This is a genomic window from Mesorhizobium sp. M6A.T.Ce.TU.016.01.1.1 (genome assembly GCF_003997065.1).
Lineage (GTDB): Bacteria > Pseudomonadota > Alphaproteobacteria > Rhizobiales > Rhizobiaceae > Mesorhizobium > Mesorhizobium mediterraneum.
The window spans coordinates 111,489-134,307 of record NZ_RZTJ01000010.1 but is presented as its reverse complement, the minus strand read 5'-3'; the positions used below and the strand labels follow the sequence as shown (position 1 = coordinate 134,307).

22 protein-coding genes are annotated in these 22,819 nt (G+C 63.1%); 15 read left to right on the top strand and 7 right to left on the bottom strand.

Annotated elements, in window-relative coordinates; translation table 11 throughout:
* Nucleotides 1-72: 72 nt before the first annotated feature.
* From EOC94_RS19520 to EOC94_RS19510, 3 genes are all read right to left on the bottom strand, one after another.
* Nucleotides 73-1,068 carry an ABC transporter substrate-binding protein gene (locus EOC94_RS19520; protein ID WP_095488293.1) on the bottom strand — a complete coding sequence of 332 codons (996 nt, stop codon included), beginning with the start codon at nt 1,066-1,068 and terminating at the stop codon, nt 73-75.
* A gap of 346 nt (nt 1,069-1,414) precedes the next feature.
* The gene (locus EOC94_RS19515) at nt 1,415-2,413 is read right to left on the bottom strand and encodes an aldo/keto reductase (protein ID WP_127292737.1); all 999 of its coding nucleotides are present in this window, start codon (nt 2,411-2,413) and stop codon (nt 1,415-1,417) included.
* 63 nt (nt 2,414-2,476) lie between these two features.
* The gene (locus tag EOC94_RS19510; protein WP_127292735.1) at nt 2,477-3,982 is read right to left on the bottom strand and encodes an altronate dehydratase family protein; all 1,506 of its coding nucleotides are present in this window, start codon (nt 3,980-3,982) and stop codon (nt 2,477-2,479) included.
* A gap of 273 nt (nt 3,983-4,255) precedes the next feature.
* On the opposite strand from EOC94_RS19510, the gene EOC94_RS19505 reads away from it, so the two are divergent.
* The 7 genes from EOC94_RS19505 (at nt 4,256) to EOC94_RS19470 (ending at nt 10,666) form a co-directional block, all read left to right on the top strand.
* Entirely contained in the window at nt 4,256-5,158 is a 903-nt protein-coding gene (locus EOC94_RS19505; protein WP_127292732.1) for a GntR family transcriptional regulator, read from the top strand.
* Between the two features lie 219 nt (nt 5,159-5,377).
* Entirely contained in the window at nt 5,378-5,734 is a 357-nt protein-coding gene (locus EOC94_RS19495) for a DUF2946 family protein (protein WP_095488301.1), read from the top strand.
* Between the two features lie 104 nt (nt 5,735-5,838).
* Nucleotides 5,839-6,378 carry a copper chaperone PCu(A)C gene (locus EOC94_RS19490; RefSeq protein WP_127292727.1) on the top strand — a complete coding sequence of 180 codons (540 nt, stop codon included), beginning with the start codon at nt 5,839-5,841 and terminating at the stop codon, nt 6,376-6,378.
* Nucleotides 6,379-6,435: 57 nt separating this feature from the next.
* Nucleotides 6,436-6,954 (top strand): YcnI family protein, encoded by a 519-nt coding sequence (locus tag EOC94_RS19485; RefSeq protein WP_126104850.1) that lies wholly within the window; start codon nt 6,436-6,438, stop codon nt 6,952-6,954.
* A 56-nt stretch (nt 6,955-7,010) separates the two neighbouring features.
* The gene (locus EOC94_RS19480) at nt 7,011-8,648 is read left to right on the top strand and encodes a copper resistance CopC/CopD family protein (RefSeq protein ID WP_127292725.1); all 1,638 of its coding nucleotides are present in this window, start codon (nt 7,011-7,013) and stop codon (nt 8,646-8,648) included.
* Nucleotides 8,649-8,820: 172 nt separating this feature from the next.
* On the top strand, nt 8,821-10,248 hold the full coding sequence (gene gndA / locus EOC94_RS19475) for an NADP-dependent phosphogluconate dehydrogenase (protein WP_127292722.1): 1,428 nt from the start codon (nt 8,821-8,823) through the stop codon (nt 10,246-10,248).
* Between the two features lie 187 nt (nt 10,249-10,435).
* On the top strand, nt 10,436-10,666 hold the full coding sequence (locus EOC94_RS19470; RefSeq protein WP_095488311.1) for a hypothetical protein: 231 nt from the start codon (nt 10,436-10,438) through the stop codon (nt 10,664-10,666).
* Between the two features lie 201 nt (nt 10,667-10,867).
* Here EOC94_RS19470 and EOC94_RS19465 read toward each other — a convergent pair whose 3' ends face one another.
* The 3 genes from EOC94_RS19465 to EOC94_RS19455 all read right to left on the bottom strand — a co-directional run bounded on the left by EOC94_RS19465 (nt 10,868) and on the right by EOC94_RS19455 (nt 13,327).
* The gene (locus EOC94_RS19465) at nt 10,868-11,776 is read right to left on the bottom strand and encodes an alpha/beta hydrolase (protein WP_126104853.1); all 909 of its coding nucleotides are present in this window, start codon (nt 11,774-11,776) and stop codon (nt 10,868-10,870) included.
* 65 nt (nt 11,777-11,841) lie between these two features.
* A complete protein-coding gene (locus EOC94_RS19460; RefSeq protein WP_095488315.1) occupies nt 11,842-12,432 on the bottom strand; it encodes a TetR/AcrR family transcriptional regulator in 591 nt (196 codons plus the stop codon).
* A gap of 79 nt (nt 12,433-12,511) precedes the next feature.
* On the bottom strand, nt 12,512-13,327 hold the full coding sequence (locus EOC94_RS19455) for an oxidoreductase (protein ID WP_348627396.1): 816 nt from the start codon (nt 13,325-13,327) through the stop codon (nt 12,512-12,514).
* A gap of 133 nt (nt 13,328-13,460) precedes the next feature.
* On the opposite strand from EOC94_RS19455, the gene EOC94_RS35085 reads away from it, so the two are divergent.
* Nucleotides 13,461-13,586 carry a hypothetical protein gene (locus EOC94_RS35085; RefSeq protein ID WP_281032974.1) on the top strand — a complete coding sequence of 42 codons (126 nt, stop codon included), beginning with the start codon at nt 13,461-13,463 and terminating at the stop codon, nt 13,584-13,586.
* A gap of 237 nt (nt 13,587-13,823) precedes the next feature.
* Here EOC94_RS35085 and EOC94_RS19450 read toward each other — a convergent pair whose 3' ends face one another.
* Complete coding sequence (locus EOC94_RS19450; RefSeq protein ID WP_095488321.1) at nt 13,824-14,873, bottom strand: LacI family transcriptional regulator; 1,050 nt, start codon at nt 14,871-14,873, stop codon at nt 13,824-13,826.
* A gap of 420 nt (nt 14,874-15,293) precedes the next feature.
* Between EOC94_RS19450 and EOC94_RS19445 the strand changes: the two genes are divergently transcribed.
* The 7 genes from EOC94_RS19445 to mgrA all read left to right on the top strand — a co-directional run bounded on the left by EOC94_RS19445 (nt 15,294) and on the right by mgrA (nt 22,756).
* Nucleotides 15,294-16,532 (top strand): ABC transporter substrate-binding protein, encoded by a 1,239-nt coding sequence (locus EOC94_RS19445; protein WP_095488322.1) that lies wholly within the window; start codon nt 15,294-15,296, stop codon nt 16,530-16,532.
* Nucleotides 16,533-16,646: 114 nt separating this feature from the next.
* Complete coding sequence (locus EOC94_RS19440) at nt 16,647-17,540, top strand: sugar ABC transporter permease (protein ID WP_127204949.1); 894 nt, start codon at nt 16,647-16,649, stop codon at nt 17,538-17,540.
* Nucleotides 17,533-18,468 (top strand): carbohydrate ABC transporter permease, encoded by a 936-nt coding sequence (locus EOC94_RS19435; protein ID WP_126104858.1) that lies wholly within the window; start codon nt 17,533-17,535, stop codon nt 18,466-18,468. Before EOC94_RS19440 ends, EOC94_RS19435 begins: the two co-directional genes overlap by 8 nt.
* Nucleotides 18,469-18,479: 11 nt before the next feature.
* Nucleotides 18,480-19,589: an ABC transporter ATP-binding protein gene (locus EOC94_RS19430; protein ID WP_127292717.1), complete on the top strand. Its 1,110-nt coding sequence runs from the start codon at nt 18,480-18,482 to the stop codon at nt 19,587-19,589.
* 69 nt (nt 19,590-19,658) lie between these two features.
* Nucleotides 19,659-20,405: a sugar phosphate isomerase/epimerase gene (locus EOC94_RS19425; RefSeq protein WP_127292714.1), complete on the top strand. Its 747-nt coding sequence runs from the start codon at nt 19,659-19,661 to the stop codon at nt 20,403-20,405.
* A gap of 12 nt (nt 20,406-20,417) precedes the next feature.
* On the top strand, nt 20,418-21,560 hold the full coding sequence (locus EOC94_RS19420; RefSeq protein ID WP_127292712.1) for a Gfo/Idh/MocA family oxidoreductase: 1,143 nt from the start codon (nt 20,418-20,420) through the stop codon (nt 21,558-21,560).
* Between the two features lie 149 nt (nt 21,561-21,709).
* Nucleotides 21,710-22,756: an L-glyceraldehyde 3-phosphate reductase gene (gene mgrA, locus EOC94_RS19415; RefSeq protein ID WP_127292709.1), complete on the top strand. Its 1,047-nt coding sequence runs from the start codon at nt 21,710-21,712 to the stop codon at nt 22,754-22,756.
* The last annotated feature ends 63 nt before the right edge of the window (nt 22,757-22,819 follow it).

Sequence of the window (22,819 nt, the reverse complement as noted above, 5' to 3'; positions counted from 1 at the left end):
CTCACGATTGGCACTTGGTTGGAGTGTTTCCGGGGCAGAAAGGCCCCGGAAACAATGCACCTACGCCGATGCTCAGTCGAGTTTCGGATTGAGCAACGCGTCGATCTTCGGATCCTTCATATTGGCCTTGGTGACCAGGTTGGCGCCGGTGTCGACATTGGCCTCGACCTTCTCGCCCTTCGAGGCGGCGAGCGCCGTCTTGATGCCGTCATAGCCCATCCGGTACGGATCCTGGACGACGAGAGCCGAAATGACGCCGTCGTTGAGGAACTTGATCAGCTTCTCGTCGCTGTCGAAGCCGACGAGCCCGACCTTGCCGGCCAGGCTGTTCTCGGCGATCGCCTGACCGACGCCCTGCGCCATGATCAGGTTGGAGGCGAAGATGCCCTTGAGGTTCGGATTGGCGGTGATCAGGTCGGTCGCGATGTTGAGGCCGGTCGTGGCCTGGCCGTCGGCATATTTGTCGGCGACGAGCTTGAGGCCCGGATATTTGGCGGCAAGCTGCTCCTTGAAGCCCTGGGCGCGCTGTTCGAGCGACCCGGCACCCGGAAGCGCGGTGATCAGGGCGACGTCGCCCTCGACTTTGCCGCCATTGGCCTCGCCGATGGCTGCCGCCAGGCCATCGGCGGCGACGCGGCCGCCCTGGATGTTGTCGGTGGTCAGGAACGAGGTGAAGGCCTTGGAATCGGCGCCGGAGTCGATGCCGATGATTTTGACCTTGCTGGCAGCCTCATCGATCGGCTTGCCGAGCGCCTTGGCTTCGGTCGGTGCGATGACGACGGCGGCCGGGTTGCCGGCGACGGCGTTTTCAAGGATCGAGATCTGGCCGTTGACATCGGTCTCCGCCTGGGCACCGAGTTCCGGCACGTTGACGCCGAGGTCCTTGCCGGCCTTGCGGGCGCCGGCCAGAACGATCTGCCAGTAGAAAGAGGTGGTGTCCTTGACGATGATCGGAATGGTCACGTCCGCCGCCGAAGCCGGCGCCGAATGCATCACGCCGGCAAGCATCGAGGCGGCAGCGAGCGCCACGAATGCGCGGCGGTTGAGAATGCTGGTCACGAATTTCATTAGGTTTCCTCCCTAAGTCGCCCGGTGAACGTTGCGGAAGCTCGGTTTGGATAGGCGCTGCCCAAACGGAACTTTATCAATAAAAAACATTTACCGCATTTTGATAGTGCATAGGATGGGCCGGCGCAAGCGGTGTTTCGTATCGGTCTCCAGATGGCTAGACCGGAAGGAGCCCCCTTGCCGATCCTCATTGCCAACCCTACAGATCCTCTTCGAAAGATATGGAATATTAATTCCACCAACCAGTCAATATGGAATGTTCATTCTTTTTTGAGGCGTACGATTGTGACGCCTCCTGACCGCACCGTCCGCCGTTTAACCGGCGAACGGCGAAGGCCGCAGCGCATCAGCCAAGTTTCTGTACGACCGTGTAGGGATCATATTTGGCGAACTCTGTTTCGGGCACCGGGATGTCGAGCAGTTGGAGATTTCGCGCCAGATTGGCCGGTTTGGCGGTGCCCGTCAGCACAGAAGCTACCACAGGCTCATGCAGTGGAAACTGGAACGCCGCCGCGGCAAGCGGGTAGCCGCCCTCGGCGGCGATTTTTTCCATGGCGCCGACGCGGTCGAGAATGTTCTGGGTGGCCGGCAGGTAGTCGAAATGCGCACCCGGCACCGGGCCGGTCGCCAAGATGCCGGAATTGAAGACGCCACCGATGATCAGCGAGGTCTGCCGCTGTCGGCAAAACGGCAGCAATTCGGCTTCGGCGGTGCGGTCGAGCAGCGAATAGCGGCTGGCAAGCAGGATGCAGTCGAGCGGCGCCTGGCGCAGCACATCGAGACAGATCTGCACCTCGTTGACGCCAAGGCCGTAGGCGGAAATGACCTTGGACGACTTCAGTTGTTCCAGCGCCTTCAGCCCGCCGTCCATCAACTGGCGGAAATGCAGCTTCGTTTTCTCGACGCCATGCGTGTAGACGCCGATGTCGTGGACGAACAGGATGTCGATTCGATTGAGGCCAAGCCGCGCATAGCTGAACTCGACCGAGCGCATGATGCCGTCGTAGGAATAGTCGTAGTCGAGCGCAAAGGGCAGCGGATCGACATAGGAGTGGTCCGGAACCTGGTCTTCCGGCACCGGCCGGAACAAGCGCCCAACCTTGGTCGACAGCACGTAGGAGTCCCGCGGCTTGTCGCGCAGGAAATCGCCGAAGCGGCGTTCCGAGAGGCCGAAACCGTAGAAGGGCGCCGTATCGAAATAGCGCAAGCCGGTGTCCCAGGCGACCTGCAGCGTCTGCATCGCCGCCTCGCGCGGGCAAGCTCGGTAGAGGCCGCCGACCGCCGCGCCGCCGAAGCTGACCTCGGTTATTTCCAGCGCGGTGCTGCCGACACAGCGTTTCTTCATGCAAAGCCTCCCACCGGCCATTTTGCCTGGCCCGTCTATGTCGTAAGTCAGTTAGTGGCTGGTCTAGAGGGTCGCGCCGAGGTGCCAGGGCACGAACTCGTTGTCGCCGTAGCCGAACTCCTCGCTCTTGGTCTTGCGGCCGGAAGCCGTCTCGACGATCAGTTCGAAGATCTCGCGGCCCATGCCGGCAATGGTCTTTTCGCCCGAGGCGATGACGCCGCAATTCACGTCCATGTCCTCTTCCATCTGATGATACATGGTCGAGTTGGTGGCGACCTTGATCGACGGTGTCGGCCGGCAGCCGAAGCAGGAGCCGCGGCCGGTGGTGAAGACGATGACATTGGCGCCGCCCGCAACCTGGCCGGTGGCTGAAACCGGATCGTAGCCGGGCGTGTCCATGAACACTAAGCCGTGTCCGGTGACCTTCTCCGCATAGCCGAAGACGCCGTTGAGCGGCGTCTGGCCGCCCTTGGCGACCGCGCCAAGCGACTTCTCCAAAATGGTGGTCAGGCCGCCGCGCTTGTTGCCGGGTGAAGGATTGTTGTCGATGGAGGCGCCATGCTTGGCGACATGGTCTTCCCACCACTTCACATAGCCGTCCAGCTTGGCTGCGATCTCCGGGGTCGCCGCGCGATAGGCGAGCAGATGCTCGGCGCCGTAGATTTCCGTGGTCTCGGAGAGGATGCCGATGCCGCCGACGCCCGCCAGGATGTCGACCGCGGCGCCCAGCGCCGGATTGGCGGTTATGCCGGACATGCCGTCCGAGCCGCCGCATTGCAAGCCGACGACGATTTCGCTGACCGGGATAGGCTCACGCTCAAGCTTGCCGACCTCCTCGGCGATCTCGGCCAGCACCAGCATCGCCTTCTCGACAGATTTGCGCGAGCCGCCGGCTTCCTGGATGTTGAAATGGCGTTTGCCGACAGCGACGCCTTTCTGGCCATAGAGGGTGAGCTGATTGACCTCGCAGCCGAGCCCAACCATCAGCACGCCGCCGAAATTCGGATGGCGGGCATAGCCGGCAAGCGTGCGGTGCAGCACCATCATGCCGTCGCCGGTGGCGCTCATGCCGCAGCCCTGGCCGTGAACGATAGGGACAAAGCCGTCGATCCCCGGATATCTGGGCAGGAGCGTGCGGTTCGCCTCATCGGCGATGGCGTGGCAAACGGTGGCCGAGCAATTGACGCTGGCGAGAATGCCGATGAAGTTGCGCGTGCCGGCACGGCCGTCGGCGCGACGGTAGCCCATGAAGGTGCGGGTGCGATCGGCCTCGGTCGCGTGCACGGCTTCGCTCGGCGGCACCACCGGCAAACGCCCGGACTCGAAGACCAGATTGTGCGAATGAACATGCTCGCCAGGCGCGATGGCTTCAGTGGCGCGGCCGATCGCCTGAGCGTATTTGACCACGGCCTCGCCAGCGGCGATCGGCTTGATCGCAACCTTGTGCCCGGGTTCGATCAACGCTGTGGCAACGGCGCCGCCCGGCAGCACCGCGCCGATCTCAATGCGGCCATTGGCAACCGCGACATTGTCGGCGGGAGACAGAAGAATGCTGTTTGCGGCGTTCACGGGCAGTTTCCTGGGTGTTCCTGGGATGTGCGAGCGGATTGACACGCGCCTGTTAAAAGATAATGTCTTTTATCGTGAAAAAACAGTTTTGCGTCAATTGTTTTTTCGCGAAAGCGTCGTGCGTTCTTAATGGATGTGCAGAGGCCCGGACACTGGAACCAGGGCTGACTTCCGAAAAGCGATTCCGCTTTTTGGGAGCCTGCGCTAGCAACGTTTGTCCATATCGCGCTTCAGGCCGGCCGCCGCAAGCGCTGGCGCGCAATGAGGCAGGGGATGTCAAAGAGCAACAACGTCTACAAGGACGCCTACAATCGCGGTCTGCGGCTGCTCGATGAAACGAAAAGCCTGCCGTCGGAGCCCGAACTGGGCACGCTGCTCGGCGTCAGCCGCACGACGATCCGCACCATCCTTGCGCGCATGGAAGAGACGGGGCTGATCGCCTGGAACAAGCGTAGCAAGACGGTTTTGCGCGTGCCGCGGCCGGACGATTTTTTCCCCGAGGAAGAGACCGACACGCTGTCGCAGATCATCGAGCGCTCTTTCATGCGGCGGCTGCTTGCCGGCGGCGCCGAGCCCGGCATGCAGATCAACGAGCTCGAGCTGGCGCGCGAGATCGGCGTCGGCACCACCAGCGTGCGCGAGTTCCTGATCCGCTTTTCCCGCTTCGGGCTGATCGAGAAACGCCGCAACAGCCATTGGGTGCTGAAAGGTTTTACCCGCGCTTTCGCGCTTGAATTGACCGAAATCCGCGAGATGTTCGAATTGCGCTCGGCCGCCGCCTTCGCCGCCCTGCCCGAAGACAGCCCGGTCTGGGCCGACCTCGACCTCCTGGAAGGCGAGCATCGCCTGCTGGCGCGCGAGATCGCCACGCGCTTCAATGAATTCTCGGAGCTCGACGAGCGCTTTCACCGGCTGATCCACCGCGCGTCGCACAACCGCTTCATCGTCGATTTCTACGACATCATCGCCATGATTTTCCACTACCACTATCAATGGAACAAGGCGCAGGAGCGCGAGCGCAACGAAGTGGCGGTCACGGAGCACCTAGCCTATATCGCCGCGCTCAAATCGCGCGATCTGGGCAAGGTCGACGCCGCCTGCCGCAAGCATCTGAAGTCGGCGCGCAATACGCTGCTGACTTCGATCCCCGAGGGCCAGCAGCCGCAACGGGCTTAAAGCGCGTCGCGTCTGAACAATGCGACGCGCTTTAAGTTCTTGTTCTTGTGCATGTCGTTATCCCAAAACCGCTGCGCACTTTTGAGCGACATGCATTGATCGCGCCGCGTTGCCGCAGCAATGATTTGGCGATTTTCCACCTGCTGAGCCCGTGCTAGATATCTGGCCGTTGCTGCGTGAAGAGGCAGGTCTTTGAATATTCGGCGGAGACGATGGAGCATGCCGGCCGCGTTCGCCGCGGCCTATTTGCTCGTGCTCCAGTCGGTGCTTGGCGCATTCGCCTTCGGCTTAAGCCCGAATGCCTCGCAACTCGACGCTTTCGGCAATGTCATCTGCACTCAGGAGGGCGCCGCCCAGCTTCCGGGCGGCGATCCGCACCAGCAGCACATGCCGGCCTGCTGCATGCTTGGCTGCGGTGTGGCCTCGGCTGCTTACGTGCCGCCGCCCGCTGCCGGGATGGTGCCCGGCAATTTTCCCGTCGAAACCGTCGCGTTTGTGCTGCCGGCGTTCCGGCACCTCGATTTCAGCCGCGACCGCTCGCCGTCGAATCCGCGCGCGCCGCCGGCGTCGGCCTGATCCGTTCCAGATCGCCTTGCGAAAGCCTTCGCAAGCGCATTCATTCAACATCGAAACTGTTCGCGACCGGCCGACGGCGCGATTTCTCAGTTCTTGGAGCTATCATGTCTCAGTCTTTCCGCGCGCGGTTCGGCCGCAACAGCCTCTTCCTGCACAGCTTCGAGGAGCGGCTCGGCATCACCGTGTTCGTACTCGCCCTCCTGTTCGTCAGCGCCCAGGCCGTTTTCGCGCATGAGTTCAGGGTTGGGGACCTCGAGATCGGGCATCCCTGGTCGCGCGCCACACCGCCCGGCGCCAAAGTGGCTGGCGGCTATTTCACCGTCACCAACACCGGCAGTTCGCCGGACCGGCTGCTGTCGATTTCCTCGGAAATTTCGGCCAAGGCCGAACTGCATGAAATGGGCGTGAGCGATGGCGTCATGACCATGCGGCCAGTCACCGGTGGCCTTGAGATTCCGGCCGGCGGCAAGGTCGCGCTGGCACCCGGCGGCTATCATCTGATGTTCGTCGGGCTGAAGCGGCAACCGAAGCAAGGCGAAGCGTTTCCAGCCACGCTGACCTTCGAGAAGGCCGGCGCCGTCACCGTCGACTTCGCCGTGGAAGGCATCGGCGAAACGGGCGGTATGGACAATCACGCTAACTGATCCGGCACGCCAACTGACGCGGTCAGATCCGGATAATTCGAAATTTGAGGGACCATCATGAACAGATATCTTTTGTCGGCCGGCGCGTTTTTTGTCTTGGGGACAAGCGCGGCCTTTGCCCACATCACACTCGAAACGCAGGAGGCGGCGGTCGGTTCGACCTACAAGGCCGTCCTGCGCGTGCCGCATGGCTGCGACGGCAAGGCGACGACCGCCGTGCGCGTGCAGATCCCGGAAGGGGTGATTTCGGTGAAGCCGATGCCGAAGCCGGGCTGGACGCTGCAGGTCAAGAAAGGCAGATACGAGAAATCCTATCAGCTCCATGGTCAAGAGGTGAGCAACGGCGTCAAGGAAGTCGACTGGAGCGGCGGCAGCCTGCCGGACGAATTCTACGACGAATTCGTCTTCCGCGGGACTCTGGCGGTAGACCTGCCGGCCGGCCAAATGCTCTACTTCCCGGTGGTGCAGGAATGCGACGGCGTTGCCGAGCGCTGGATCGAGATTCCGGCGGGCGGCCAGGATGAGGATGCGCTGGAATATCCGGCGCCCGGCCTCAAGCTTTCGCCGAAGAAATGATTTTTTGGCGGCGCGCTTTGTTCGAAAGAGCGCGCCGCCGCCTCTGTGACATTGACATGAGCCTGGCATCTTTTCGGTGGACGACCTGCAGGTTCGGCAAGCGCGCCGGTTGGCTTGCCATTGGCCTGCTGGCCGCGATCGTGCTGCTCGCCGTCATTACCGCGCCAAATCAGGCTTTTGCCCACGCAGCGCTGGTCACAGCCGACCCGGCCGACGGCACGGCGCTGGCACAGAGCCCAGCGCAGTTCTCGCTGACCTTCAGCGAGCCGGTCTCGCCGCTGGTGCTGACCTTGGTGCGGCCTGACGGGACGCCGGTTCCGCTGACATCCTTTCGGCTCAATGGCCAGACGGTCGAGATCGACAATCCGCAGACGCTTGGATCCGGCACACATGTGCTGAGCTGGCGGGTGATTTCCGCCGATGGCCATCCGGTCGGCGGCTCGGTGCTGTTTTCCATCGGCGCGCCGAGTGCTGAGCCGGCCGTCCCCGAAGCTGTCGACCGGGGTCTGAGGTCGGCGATCTGGATCGGCAAGGTCTTTCTCTATGTCGGCCTCTTTCTCGGCGTCGGCGGTGCCTTTGCCATCGCCTGGCTGGCGAAGGGCGGGCGTTCCGGCCAGCGCTTCGTCATCGCCGCAATCCTGTGCGGCCTTGTCGCGGCACCCTTGTCGCTCGGCTTGCAGGGACTGGACGCGCTCGGTGCGCCGCTCGTCCGGCTGGCGCAGCCCGGCGTCTGGCAGGCCGGGCTCGGCACAAGCTTGGGCTGGACCGTGCTGGTCGCGCTGGTGGCGCTCGGGCTTGGCCTGCTGTCGCTGGTCGGGCCGCGCGGCGGGGCAAAACTCTCTGCCCTTGCCGGCTTGGCCGGTGTCGGTGCCGCTCTCGCCGCCAGCGGGCATGCAAGTGCCGCCGAACCGCAATGGCTGACAAGGCCGATGGTGTTTCTGCACGGTGCCGGCATTGCCTTCTGGGCCGGGGCGCTGGCGCCGCTCGGTCTCGCCATCAGGTGGAAGCCGGTCGAGGCCGCACCTTTCCTGCGCCGGTTTTCCCAAGCCATCCTGCCTGTCGTGGCCATGCTCGCAGCGACCGGCATCGTGCTCGCCATCATCCAGGTGCAGGCGCCCGCAGCTTTGCTCGAGACCGCCTATGGCCGATTGCTGCTGGTCAAGCTGGCGCTGCTGTTCTTTCTGCTCACGCTCGCTGCGACCAACCGCTGGAAACTCACCGCTCCGGCCGAAGCGGGAGAGACGGAAGTGCAAAGGAGGCTGGTCCGCTCCATCGGCGTTGAAATGCTGATCATTCTGGCGATCTTCGGCGTTGCCGCCGGCTGGCGCTTCACGCCGCCGCCGCGCGCCCTGGCGATCGCCACAGCGCAGCCGGCATCGGTGCATATCCACACGCCGAAGGTGATGGCCGACCTCAGCATCACGCCCGGCCATGTTGGGCCGGTTGCGGCGTCTATCGTCATCATGACCGGCGATTTCGGTCCGCTCAATGCTGAGCAAGTGACGTTGGTGTTGTCAAAACCCGATGCCGGCATCGAGCCGATCAAACGCGCGGCGACAAAGCGCGGCGATGGCACCTGGCGTGTCGACGATCTCGTCGTCCCGGTCCCCGGCCGATGGACGGCGCGGCTCGATATTCTCGTCTCGGATTTCGAGATCGTGAAGATAGAGGCCCCGATCGATATCAGGCGATGACGACCAGCCGGCAGTCTGCGCAACACATTTCGGCGAGGCGGTTGACGCAGCCTTGAAGGCCCGTCATTCATTTCGGCAAGATTGGCATCTCGACAAGAATGGCATCCCAAGAAGAACGGGCATCGCTCCAAATCGCGGCCTCAACAAAAGATCCGAAAGCAGGGAAGAAACGATGGAAAAAGCCGAAATCGGCCTGATCGGCCTTGGCACGATGGGCTCCAACCTGGCGCTCAACATCGCCGAGAAGGGCCACCGCATAGCCGTCTTCAACCGCACCGCCGCACGAACCGACGCCTTTGTCGAGAATGCCGGCGCGCTGAAGAACATGGTCGTGCCCTGCTACAGCCTGGAGGAACTCGCCGCCGCCATCCGGCCGCCGCGTCCGATCATTATCATGGTGCTGGCCGGCAAGCCGGTCGACGAGCAGATCGCGGCGCTGCGCGGCGTGCTGTCGGCCAACGACATCGTCATCGATGCCGGCAACGCCAATTTCCGTGACACGATGCGACGCTTCTCCGAGCTTTCCGATTCGGGTCTCACCTTCATCGGCATGGGCGTGTCCGGCGGCGAGGAGGGCGCGCGCCACGGACCGTCGATCATGGTCGGCGGCACGGAAGAGTCCTGGAAACGCGTCGAAAAGGTGCTGACCGCCATTTCGGCCAAGTTCAGGGATGAGCCCTGCGCGGCATGGCTTGGCACCGATGGCGCCGGGCATTTCGTCAAGACCATCCACAACGGCATCGAATATGCCGACATGCAGATGATCGCCGAGATCTACGGCATTTTGCGCGACGGCTTAGGCATGGGGCCGAAGGAGATCGCACAAGTGTTTGCCGGCTGGAACAAGGGCCGGCTCAACTCCTATCTGATCGAGATCACCGCCAAGGTGCTGGCCGCCGACGATCGGAAGGCCGGCAAGCCGATGGTCGACATCATCCTCGACCGCGCCGGCCAGAAGGGCACCGGCAAGTGGTCGGTCATCGAGGCGCAGCAGCTCGGCATTCCGGCCACAGCGATCGAGGCGGCGGTGGCGGCGCGCGTCTTGTCGTCGATCAAGGACGAGCGCCTGGCCGCCCAAAATGCCTATGGCAATGGCGGCGTGACCAAGATTGCCGGAGACAAGGACGCTCTTCTCAACGACCTCGAACTGGCGCTGTTCGCCGGCAAGATCGCTGCCTATGCGCAAGGCTTCGCGGTGATGAGCGGCGCGTCGAAGGAATTCAACTGGAACCTGCCAATGCCGACCATCGCCAAGATCTGGCGAGCCGGCTGCATCATCCGTTCGCAAATGCTGGACACGATGGCAGAAGCCCTTGGCGCCGGTGGCGCTTCGACCAATCTGTTGATGGCGCCGGCCTTCATCACGATGATGCAGGAGGCGCATCCATCGCTCAGGCGCATCGTGGCGCGAGCATCGGAGGCCGGTTCGCCAGTGCCGGCGCTGTCTTCGGCGCTTGCCTATTTCGACAGCTATCGCCAGGGCCGCGGCACCTCGAACCTAATCCAGGCGCAGCGCGATTTCTTCGGAGCGCACGGCTTCGAGCGCATCGACGAGCCGGGTGCATTCCATGGCCCGTGGGGGAGCGGAGCGGCGGGTTAGCGCCGCGACTTGGACCTAGAGTCCAATTTTGCGGTTGCCAGAAAGCAGACATCTCCAGCGACCAACTGGGTGTCGGGTCGCGCCAGGAACCTGCTATGCCGGTAGAGACGATTGACCGTCTCATCGGTATCGGCGGAGCCGCGAATCTGTGGTAAGCCGCCGCTCAACCAACCAAAGGACGACACCTGTGAGCGAACCGACCGTGGCCCAGGCGACCGAAAGTATCTATGCCTCGCTGCGGGCGGACAATGCCGACATCGACGCACATATCGCGACGCTTAAAGCGGCGCTGACACGAGAAGGGATAAAACAGGCGGTGTTCGATCCGACCAAGTTGGCGCAGAACAACCGCTCGGGGCGCAAGTTGATGCAGGCCTATTTTCGGCAGCGCGGCGTGAGCGTGAGGTTTTCGGACTAGTAGAGCCGCGCGCGGGTGATCTCAAGCGCGCCGTTGGGAGTTCTCGGGCCGGTCCGGCGGTTCGCCATCTGGATGTCGGGACTGCGCTACATTTCGGCCGGTTGGGTCGCCTTGAGGCTGCCGTGAAAGTTGCCGGTGACCTGCCGACATGCAGCGTGGTGCAGGCATGGCCGGCCTTGGGCGCGGTCATCGGAGTTCCGTTCAGCCGCTGTTGAGTGCTTCGTCCAGTGCCGTCGTCTGGGCCTTGACGAAGGCCTGGGAGATGGCGGCTTTCGCTTCGATGGCGTCGAAGTTGTGGTAGGCGCCGGGCACTACGTGCAGGGTGCTGGCGACGCCGGCCTGCTGCAGTCGCCGGGCGTAGGTGACGTCCTCGTCGTGGAACAGGTCGTTGGTGCCGACGCCGATCCATGCGGGCGGCAGGCCGGAGAGGTCGTCATAGCGGGCCGGCGCGGCTAGCGGGGGCACGTTGCCGTCCGCGGTGGCTGGGCCGAGGTAGGAGCGCCAGCCGAACCGGTTGCTGGCCGGGCTCCAGAGGCGGAGCCGCCGCGGGTCGATGTCGATGCGGGTGGTGGTCCGGTCATCCAGCATTGGGTAGGACAGCAGTTGCAGGACCGGACGGATCTCGCCGCGTTCCTTCGCCAGCAGCGCCAACGCGGCGGCCAGACCGCCGCCGGCGCTGGCGCCGCCGATGGCGATGCGTGCGGGGTCGATGTCGGGTTGGCCGGCGAGCCATTGCAGCGCGGTGTAGCAGTCTTCCAGCGGCGCCGGGAACGGGTGCTCGGGCGCGAGCCGGTACTCCACCGAGACGACGACGATGTTGAGCTGATCGGCGATCAGGCGGCAGAAGGCGCTGTCCTGCGCCGCGTCGCCGAGCACCATTCCGCCGCCGTGGATCCACAACAGTGCAGGAGTCCGAGGCCGGGCCGAAGCCGGGCGAAAGACGTGTACCGACACGTTGGCGTCCACGGATACGACCTGCGCGTCCGGCCGCCGGGTGATCCCGGTGAGCTTGGTGAGGACACGGAGCGCGGGAAGCGTTCCGGCGGTGATGATGGTGCGGGGAAGGAACCGCGCGGCTCGCAGTTGTGGGTTGAAGGGTTGCTCGGTCATCGTGGTTCCTGTCTGATGGAGGGCGACGTCGCCGGGTGTGCCGGGGCTTGTCACAGAAATGAGGGTCATGGTCGGAGCTCGGCGTCCACCAGGGCCAGGGCGTTGCGGAGGCCCTGCTCGAGGAGGTCGTCGGAGAGTTGTCGGTCGGTCAGGGCGCGGCAGAGTTGTAGCGTCCCGGCCATCAGGCCGAGGAGGCTGAGCGCCTTCACGCGGGCCGAGGGCGGATCTTCGGGTGCCATGCGGGCGGCGAGGCCGTCGATGACGACCAGCACGCCGTCGGTGTACGCCTGCCTGATTGCGTCCGCGCTGCGCCCGATCTCGTCGAGCAGGGCGGCGTTGGGGCAGCCGTCGCCGGGGTTGTCACGGTGGTGGGCCGACAGGTACCAGCGCACGATCTGTTCGAGGCCGGCCAGGCCGGGCTCCGCCAGCTCGACGATGTTCGCGTGCAGTGTGTGCAGTTGGTCGGTGACCGCCTCCGCGACGAGGCCGTCCTTGGATTCGAAGTGGGCGTAGAAGGCGCCGTTGGTCAGGTCCGCGTCCTTCATCAGCGTCGCGACTCCGGAGCCGTCGATACCGTCCCGCTTGAGCCGTCGACCGGCCGTCGCAACGATCCGCTGCCTTGTCTCCTGCTTGTGTTCTTTCGTGTAACGCACCATGCGTTCCTCCATCTCAACCGGGCTTCGCGCTCCGGATACCGCTATGTCTTGGTCAGTTGTCAGTGGATCTAAGCAGCGATCAGCTCGGCATCCGGTTGAATCTGCGGATGACGCGGTCGAAGATCCGGGCCGGGGCGACGCGGTGCACCGCGTTGATGATCCGGGCGGTCGTACCGGCGGTGCGCCGTAGTTTTGGGTTCCGGTCGGTGGCCGCCGCGACGATCACCTTGGCGACGACGGCGGGGTCGTCGCCGCTGCTGAGGTTCTTCTCCAGCAGCTCGTCGTAGTTGCGCCGTCCCGCCGCGTAGAGCGGCATGGGGGTGTCGGCCTCCACGCTGTGGCCTGCGAACGGAGTGTTGATCGGGCCGGGCTCGACGAGCAGGACCCGGACGCCGTAATCGCGAACCTCGTGGTCCAGCGATTGGGAGTAGCCTTCGACCGCGTGCTTGGTCGAGACGTAGAGGGCCATGAACGGGCTGGGGACGAATCCGCTGAGGGAGGAGACATTGATGATGCGTCCGCGGCCTTGGACGCGCATGTGCGGCAGGACCGCCTTGGTCGTCCGCATGATGCCGTAGACGTTAATGTCGAAGATGTCCTGCGTCTGGGTAATCGAGAACTCCTCGGCTGCGCCGGTTGTGCCAACGCCGGCGTTGTTGACCAGGACGTCGATGTGGCCGAACCGATCGATCACCTGCTTGACCGCTGAGGCGACCGATTCGTCGCTGGTCACGTCGAGGTCGAGGTAGGTCACCCCGGCGGGGGCGGTGAGTTGCGCGGTGTTGCGGCCGGTTCCGATCACCTGGAAACCTGCGGCGGCCAAGGCGATCGCTGTGGCCTTGCCGATGCCTGAGGTGGCGCCTGTTACGAGCGCAACCTGCGGAGTTGTTGTCATCATGAGCTCCTGAAGTTTTGAATTACGTTCGTACGACAATAGCCGTTTGGTAGTCGCAAAGCAAGGATTAAATTATGTTCGTACTTTCATGGAGGGCGAGACGAGGACCACAGCGGGCCGGACGGGCGAAGGTATGCCGGTCTCGCATGAGCCGGCCTTCGTGGCCGACGTGGATTGCATCTGCGATCCAGCGACCGTGGTCGAGATCCTGGAGGGCTATCCGGCGAGGCTGATCGTCGATGGCCGCAGCCTCTGTTGAAATCATTGATGTTGCAGCTGATTTGCAATCCGGTGCGTGTGCCATCCGAACGGTGGTCCCGTCGGAGTGACCGCTATCCGCGTTTCGACGCCAAAAAGCAGACAGGCGCTTTCGGCCCCAAGGCTGCCAGTCAGCAGCGCGTTTTTTGCAGGCAAGTGGAATCACTGGCGTCGCAGAAATGCGGCTAAGGCAAATAGATGGAGCCGGATGCCCAGTTCAATTTGAACGTATCCCGCTTTAGTCGGGACGGCGATAGGCCAGGACCTCAGTCGGCACGCTCAGGCTTTGCAGGGAGCCAGGTGCCGCGCCGCCGATCCAGCCCAGCACGGAGCGGGCGAGCTCGGCGCCGGCCAGCCGGAAGTCCTCGTTGACGACCAGCAATTCCCTGCGGAACAGATGCAGCAGGTCCGACGACTGCTTGGACACCACGTCGACGTCCCGGCCGAGCTTGAGGCCGGCGTCCTCGATGCCGGCGACGATGGCGAGTGTTGCGGCGGCGGCGCTGCTGACGAAGCCATCCGGCCTGACGTCGCGACGCATCAGCTGCGCGGTCCTCATCCTGATCTGCTCGATGGAGTGGTCGATCGAAACGGTGTTGAACGGGATCTCGCTGGCGCCGACCTCGCTCAGCGCATCGGTAAAGCCGTTCAGCGCATGGCGGTGATAGGTCAGCTCGACTGGTGGTGCCAGCAGAGCCAGCCTGCGGCGGCCGATGCCGGCCAGGTGGCGCACAGCCTCGGTCGCGAACGCGTAGTTGTCGAAATCATGATAGGGGTGGATCAGCCCCATATCGGTGCGGCCGTGCGTGGCAAAGGGGATGCCGCGCTCCAGCAGGTAACGGGCCCTGGGGTCATTCGGCTGGGTTCGCGAAATGATGACGCCGTCGGCAGAGCCGGTTTCCACCAGATAGCGTATCGGGTCCAGGGGATCCTGCGAGCGCGAATAGGGCGTGACGATCAGGTGATAGGGCGTGTCGGCGATGACTTCCGAGACGCCGTAAATGATGTCCGAGACAAAGCTCATGATCTCGTGCTCGGTGTTGAGCACGAGACTGATGACGTTGGTCTTTCCGGTCCGCAGGCGGACGCCGGCACGGTTGGGGCGGTAGCCGATCTGCTTGGCGACGAGCTGGACGCGCCGCCTGGTCTCGGCGCCGATTTCGGGCGCGTCCTTCAGCGCCCGCGACACGGTGGTGACGCCCAGCCCGGTCATGAAGGCAAGCGTCTTCAGCGTCGGCCGGCCCTGTCCCGACGCCTCGTCGTCCTTTTCCGTTCGATGTCTGTCCATTCACCCCGCCCGTCAGGCGCATAGCAGTTGCCGTGCAGGCCGGCAATCGGCGGATTGCGGCTCGCCAGCGACTCTCCGCCTGGTGAACATCCTATACACTGAAACGTTACAGATTGTCACTTGCCATCGCGCAGCGGTTTGGGGCAGGTTCTCTGCACGCGCGACGTTTCATTCGAGGCAAAGTCGTTGGACGTTGGCAAGGGCTTGCCAGCGGGAACAGAATTTGGCCGAATTTCATGCGTGCAGCACTATTTTTTGCAATGCAACCTGTCTTGCTGCGACGCAACCGCCGGCAAATTGGCATGCGGATTTGTTCGCGGCTCGAAAAAATATCGAGCCGCTCCTATTTCGGGGGTTGCACGCCCAACGCAATTGCCGTATCGAAAATCTGTAACGTTTCAGATTCTGGGAGGAGCCGAAATGCGATACCAAGTCATGACCGCTGCGTTGGCGGTGACAACCGCGCTGCAATTCGCCGGCCCGGCGGCAGCGACGGATCTGGAAGTCACCCATTGGTGGACTTCGGGCGGCGAAGCGGCGGCGGTCGCCGAGTTCGCCAAGGCATTCGACGCGACAGGTAATCATTGGGTCGACGGCGCTATCGCCGGCTCCGGCGGCACGGCACGGCCGATCATGATCAGCCGCATCACCGGCGGCGATCCGATGGGCGCCACCCAGTTCAACCATGGCCGGCAAGCGGAAGAATTGGTGCAGGCCGGTCTGATGCGGGACTTGACCGATCTCGCCACCAGGGACAAGTGGGCGGAAATCGTGCAGCCGAAGAGCCTGCTCGACGGCTGCACCCTCGACGGCAAGATCTATTGCGTGCCGGTCAACATTCACTCCTGGCAGTGGCTGTGGCTGTCGAACGCGGCCTTCGAAAAGGCCGGTGTGCCGGTGCCGAAGAATTGGAATGAATATGTTGCAGCTGCGCCCGCGCTGGAGAAGGCAGGCATCATACCGCTCGCGCTCGGCGGGCAGCCCTGGCAATCCTCGGGCGCCTTCGATGTGCTGCTCACGGCGGTCGGCGGCACGGACACTTTCTTGAAGGTTTATCGCGACAAGGATGCGGAATTCGCCGCCGGGCCCGAGGTCGCCAAGGTGTTCAAGGCCGCGGACGATGCCCGCAAGATGGCAAAGAACACCAATGTGCAGGACTGGAACCAGGCCACCAATCTTGTCATCTCCGCCAAGGCCGGCGGCCAGATCATGGGCGACTGGGCGCAGGGCGAGTTCCAGGTTGCCGGCCAGACCGCCGGCAAGGACTATACGTGTCTTCCCGGCCTTGGCCTGAACGAGGTCATCGCCACCGGCGGCGATGCCTTCTACTTCCCGCTGCTGCAGGACGCTGAAAAATCCAAGGCGCAGGAAGCGCTGGCCGAAACGCTGCTCGATCCCAAGACGCAGGTCGCCTTCAATCTCAAGAAGGGCTCGCTGCCGGTGCGCGGCGATATCGACCTCAAGGCCGCGAACGACTGCATGAAGAAAGGGCTCGACATCCTGGCCAAGGGCAGCGTGATGCCCTGGACGGACCAGCTGCTGTCGCAGGACACCCAAAAGCAGAAAGAGGACCTTTTCTCCGAGTTCTTCGCCAAGCCGGACATGACCGTGGAAGAAGCGCAAAAGCGCTTCGCCGACATCGTCGCTTCAGCGGACTGACGATCGACGAACCGCTGGCTCCCGGCCCGCCGCGGGGCCGGGAGCTCAGGGTCAAGGCCCTAACCCTTCGGCCTTGACCCTCCCGCCCTTACCCGATCCAGCCCGGCTGTGCAGATGAGCAAGAGCGAACGCCCCAATCAACTCTTCCGCAACCTTAACGCCAAGGTTGCCTCTATTCCGATGGTCCTCACCGCGCTGGTGATCTTCGTCGGCGGCAGCGCGTGGACGGTGCTCTATTCCTTCACCAATTCGAAGCTGCTGCCGCGGCTGAACTTCGTCGGGCTCGACCAGTATTATCGGCTATGGTCGACGCCGCGTTGGTTGGTCTCGATTGAGAACCTCCTGGTCTACGGCGTGCTGTCGCTGGTGTTCTCTCTCGTGATCGGCTTCCTGCTGGCGGCGCTGCTCGACCAGAAGATCCGCTTCGAGGACACGTTCCGCACCATCTTCCTCTATCCCTTCGCGCTCTCGTTCATCGTCACCGGCCTTGTCTGGCAATGGCTGCTCAATCCGGAGTTCGGAATCCAGGGGGTGGTGCGCGGCCTCGGCTGGGAGAGCTTCAACTTCGATCCGCTCTACAATTCCGACATCGTCATCTACGGCATATTGATCGCCGCGCTCTGGCAAGGCACGGGGCTCATCATGTGCCTGATGCTGGCGGGCCTGCGCGGCATCGACGAGGATATCTGGAAGGCCGCGCGGGTGGATGGGATACCGACCCTGAAGACCTACCTCTTCATCATCATCCCGATGATGCGCCCGGTCTTCATCACCGCGCTGGTCATCATCGCTGCCGGCATCGTCAAGGTCTATGACCTGGTTGTCGCCCAGACCAGCGGCGGTCCCGGCATCGCCTCCGAAGTGCCGGCCAAATATGTCTATGACTACATGTTCTTCGCCCAGAACCTGGGCCAGGGCTTCGCCGCCTCGACCATGATGCTGCTGTCGGTGGTGGTCGTCATCGTGCCGTGGGCCTATCTCGAATTCGGAGGCAAGAAGCGTGTCTGACCATGCCGTTTCCCTGCCTGCCGGCACGGGCTCTATCGGGCTTGAGGCATCCGGGCCGCGAGGGCCGAAGCCGCGGCATGTGTTCTCGCGCCGCAACATCTTCCTCTATGGCACGCTCATCGTGGTGGCGTTGTACTATCTCCTGCCGCTCTATGTGATGGTGGTGACGTCGCTCAAGGGCATGCCGGAGATCCGCCTCGGCAACATCTTCTCACCGCCGCTCGAGATCACCTTTGAGCCTTGGGTGAAGGCCTGGTCCAGCGCCTGCACCGGCCTCAACTGCGACGGGCTCTCGCGCGGCTTCTGGAATTCGGTGCGCATCACCGTTCCGTCGGTCATCCTGTCGATCGCGATCGCTTCCGTGAACGGCTATGCGCTCGCCAACTGGCGCTTCAAGGGGGCCGACACTTTCTTCGTCATCCTGATTGTCGGCGCCTTCATCCCCTATCAGGTGATGATCTATCCGATCGTCATCATCCTGCGCGAAGTCGGCCTCTACGGCAGCCTAAGCGGCCTGGTGATCGTCCATTCCATCTTCGGCATGCCGATCCTGACATTGTTGTTCCGCAACTATTTTTCCTCCATGCCGGAGGAACTGTTCCGGGCGGCGCGCGTCGACGGCGCCGGCTTCTGGGGCATCTATTTCCGTATCATGCTGCCGATGTCGCTGCCGATCTTCGTCGTCGCCATCATCCTGCAGGTGACCGGCATCTGGAACGACTTCCTGTTCGGTGTGGTCTACACCCGCCCCGACACCTATCCGATGACGGTGCAGCTCAACAACATCGTCAACTCGGTGCAGGGCGTGAAGGAATACAACGTCAACATGGCCGCCACCATCCTGACCGGCCTGGTGCCGCTCGTCGTCTATTTCGTTTCCGGCAAGCTCTTCGTGCGTGGCATCGCCGCCGGCGCGGTGAAAGGATGATGATGACAAGAATGGAAAATCCCATTGGTTCAATCCAGAATCCCAGTGTCTCAATCCAGGACCTGTCGCTGAATTTCGGCGCAGTGTCGGTGCTGGAGACGCTCAACATCGATGTCGCCGAGGGCGAGTTCATCGTGCTGCTCGGGCCGTCCGGCTGCGGCAAGTCGACCTTGCTCAACTGCATCGCCGGCCTGCTCGACGTTTCGGACGGCCGCATCTTCATCAAGGGCAAGAACGTCACCTGGGAGGAGCCCAAGGACCGTGGCATCGGCATGGTGTTCCAGTCCTATGCGCTCTATCCGCAGATGACGGTGGAGAAGAACCTGTCCTTCGGGCTGCGCGTCGCCGGCATCGCCAAGGACGAGATCGCCAAGCGCATCGCGCGGGCCGCCGAGATCCTGCAGATCGAGCCGCTGCTGCAACGCAAGCCGTCGGCGCTTTCGGGCGGCCAGCGCCAGCGTGTCGCCATCGGGCGGGCGCTGGTGCGCGACGTCGATGTCTTCCTCTTCGATGAGCCGCTCTCCAATCTCGACGCCAAGCTGCGGGCGGAGCTGCGTGTCGAAATCAAACTGCTGCACAGCAAGCTGCAGAACACCATGATCTATGTGACCCACGACCAGATCGAGGCGATGACGCTGGCCGACCGCATCGCGGTGATGAAGGGCGGCGTGATCCAGCAGCTCGACGCACCGCAGACGATCTACAATCGCCCGGTCAACCGTTTCGTCGCCGGCTTCCTCGGCTCGCCGGCGATGAATTTCCTCGACGGCAGGCTGGAGAAGGACGAGGGCAACTGGTATTTCGCCGTGGAGGATGTGCGGATCCCGCTTGCCACCTACGCTTTCGAAAAGGAGCCCGTGCCGGGAGCGGCCGTGTTCGGTATCCGGCCCGAGCATGTCGCGTTCAACAGCGGCGCTGGATGGCCGTTCACAGCCATTTCAAATGTCGTGGTCGTCGAGCCCATGGGTTCCGACACGCTGGTCTGGCTGAAGCTCGGAAATCAGAATTTCACGGTGCGGGTGACATCTGAGCGCACGCCAAACAACGCCGACACCGTGAGCATCGGTTTTGATCCGACGCGCGCTTCGCTGTTCGACGCCGCAACCGGTACCCGCCTTTAACTCTCCAAAACCTCATTCCCAAGAATTTCACCTCAAACACATCCATCCCCCAGAGAACGGACAGAGACGATGAATTGGTCATTCCAACTTTACAGCGCCCGCAATTTCCAACCCTGGGAAGGGGTGCTCCAGATGCTAGGCGAGCTCGGCTATGCGCAAGTCGAGGGGTTCGGCGGCGTCTATGACGACCCCAAGGCATTTCGTGCCGGACTCGACAAGAACGGTCTCACCATGCCGACCGGTCATTTCTCGATGGATGCGCTCGAGAAGGATTTCGACGGTGTGCGCAAAATCGCCGACGCGCTCGGCATCACGCTGCTCATCTGCCCCTATCTGGTCGCCGAGCTCAGGCCGACCGACGCGGCCGGCTGGCGCGGCTTCGGAGCACGCCTGGCCAAGGTCGGCGAGACGGCTGAGAAAGCCGGCTACGGCTTTGCCTGGCACAACCATGATTTCGAGTTCAAGAAGCTTGCCGACGGCTCGGTGCCGCAGGACCATATCCTGGCGGCAGCGCCCGACATCGGCTGGGAGATGGACGTGGCCTGGGTGGTGCGCGGCGGCGACGATCCGCTGCCCTGGATCGAGAAGTATGGCAAACGCATCGCCGCCGTCCATGTCAAGGACATTGCCAAGCCCGGCGAGGGGCTCGACGAGGACGGCTGGTCGGATGTCGGCCACGGCACGATCGACTGGGCTGGTCTGATCAAGGCGCTGCGCGCCAAGAGCGCCGCCAAATACTACGTCATGGAACAGGACAACCCCAACGACATCGAGCGCTTCGCCCGCCGCTCGATCGCAGCAGCCAAGACCTATTAGGAGCAAACCAGCATGGCAAAAAAACTTGGGATCGGCGTCATCGGCTGCGGCAACATCTCGAAGGCGTATTTCTCGTTTGCGCCGCTGTTTCGCGGCATCGAGATGCGCGCCTGCGCGGATATCAACATGGATGCGGCCAAGGCGCGAGCGAAGGAGTTCAAGCTGCGCGCCGAGACAGTCGAAGGGCTGCTCAAGGCTGACGATATCGACATCATCGTCAACCTCACCGTTCCGGCGGTGCACTACGAGGTGTCGAAACAGATCCTCGATGCCGGCAAGCACGTCTATTCGGAAAAGCCGTTCGTGCTATCGGTCAAGGAAGGACTCGACCTGAAGAAGCTGGCCGAGAGAGACGGACTGCGCATCGGCTCGGCGCCCGACACTTTCCTCGGTGGCGCGCACCAGCTTGTCCGCAACCTGATCGACACTGGCAAGCTCGGCAAGATCACCAGCGGCACATGCCATGTGATGAGCCATGGGATGGAGCATTGGCACCCCAATCCGGACTTCTTCTTCCAGCCTGGCGCTGGTCCGGTGCTCGATATCGGACCCTATTACATCACCAATTTGATCCAGCTGATCGGGCCGGTGAAGCAGGTGGCAGCCTTCGCTTCGATCCCGAAGACAGAGCGCACGATCTCGTCCAAGCCTCGCGCGGGCGAAAAAATCCTGGTCGCCACGCCGACGACGATCCACGGCGTGATGGAGTTCGAGAATGGCGCCGTGGTGACGCTCAACACCAGCTGGGACGTGTGGAGCCATGGCCATGCGCCGATGGAGCTCTACGGCGAGTTGGGCACGGTGTTCTTGCCGGATCCGAATTTCTTCGGCGGCGACGTTCGCGTCACCGACGCCGCCAAGCCGGTCAAGAAGCTGCCGAAATGGAAGCATCCGTTCGGCGTGCCCAACCAGATGCATTCGCATGGCATGATGGCCAACTACCGCACCGCCGGTCTCGCCGACATGGCACTGGCGATTGCGGAAGGCCGGCCGCATCGGTGCTCGATGGAACTGGCGCTGCATGCCGTCGATGTGATGACCGGCATGTTGCGGTCGGGCGCGAGCGGAAAGTTCGTTGCCATGCAGACCACCTGCGAACGGCCTGCGGCACTGGGCGTCAAGGATGCGGAAGGGCTCTTGGCGAAGAAGAAATAGGGTAAGCGCTTCAGTGATTGCGACACGTGCTGTTTACCGTCGACCCCTCTCCCCATAGAAACGGGGAGAGGCTAAGGGTGAGGGGCAGAGCCGACTCACCCTTTTTCGCGGTGGCAACTGCCGGGCTCGCTTTTGATTTGAGGATCTCCATGCCCTATGTGCCCGCCGAAAACCGCTACGAGAAAATGATCTACAATCGCTGCGGGCGATCCGGCCTGAAATTGCCGGCGATCTCGCTCGGGCTCTGGCACAATTTCGGAGACGACACGCCGCATCGGACCAAGCAGGCGATCGCGCGCAAAGCCTTCGATCTCGGCATCACGCATTTTGACCTCGCCAATAATTACGGCCCGCCGCCCGGTTCGGCGGAGACGGCTTTTGGCGAAATCCTGCGGACGGATTTCTCCTCCTATCGCGACGAGCTGATCATCTCGACCAAGGCCGGCTATGAGATGTGGGCCGGACCCTACGGCGAATGGGGCGGGCGCAAATATGTGCTGGCCAGCCTCGACCAGAGCCTGAAGCGGATGGGGCTCGATTATGTTGACATCTTCTATTCGCACCGCTTCGATCCCGATACTCCGCTGGAAGAAACGATGGGTGCGCTCGATCACGCGGTGCGCTCGGGCAAGGCGCTTTATGCCGGCATCTCCTCCTACAATTCGCAGCGCACGCGCGAGGCCGCCGACATATTGAAGCAGCTCGGCACGCCTTGCGTCATCCATCAGCCGAGCTACTCGATGCTCAATCGCTGGGTCGAGGACGACGGTCTGCTCGATACGCTGGAGGGGCTCGGCGTCGGCTCGATCGTGTTCACGCCGCTGGCGCAAGGCATGCTGACCGACAAATATCTCGGCGGTATCCCGCAGGGCAGCCGCGCCAGCCAGGGCAAGTCGCTGAAGGCGGCCTTCATCAACGACAAGACCATCGCCAACATCAAGGCGCTGAACGCGATTGCCGGCCGACGCGGGCAGACGCTGGCGCAGATGGCGCTGGCCTGGGTGCTGCGCAAGGGCCGGGTGACCTCGGCGCTGATCGGCACCAGCCGGCCGGAGCAGGTCGAGGACTGCGTTGGCGCGCTGAAGGTGCTCGACTTCAGCGATGCCGAACTCGCCGAAATCGACACCTACGCACGCGAAGCCGACATCAATCTGTGGGCCGCCTCCGCCGAGCGCCAGGGTCCGCCACGCAAATGATCCTCCACGGAAGTGATACGTTACGGAAGTGACTGGCAACGCATAGCCGAGCAGGTGCGGCGG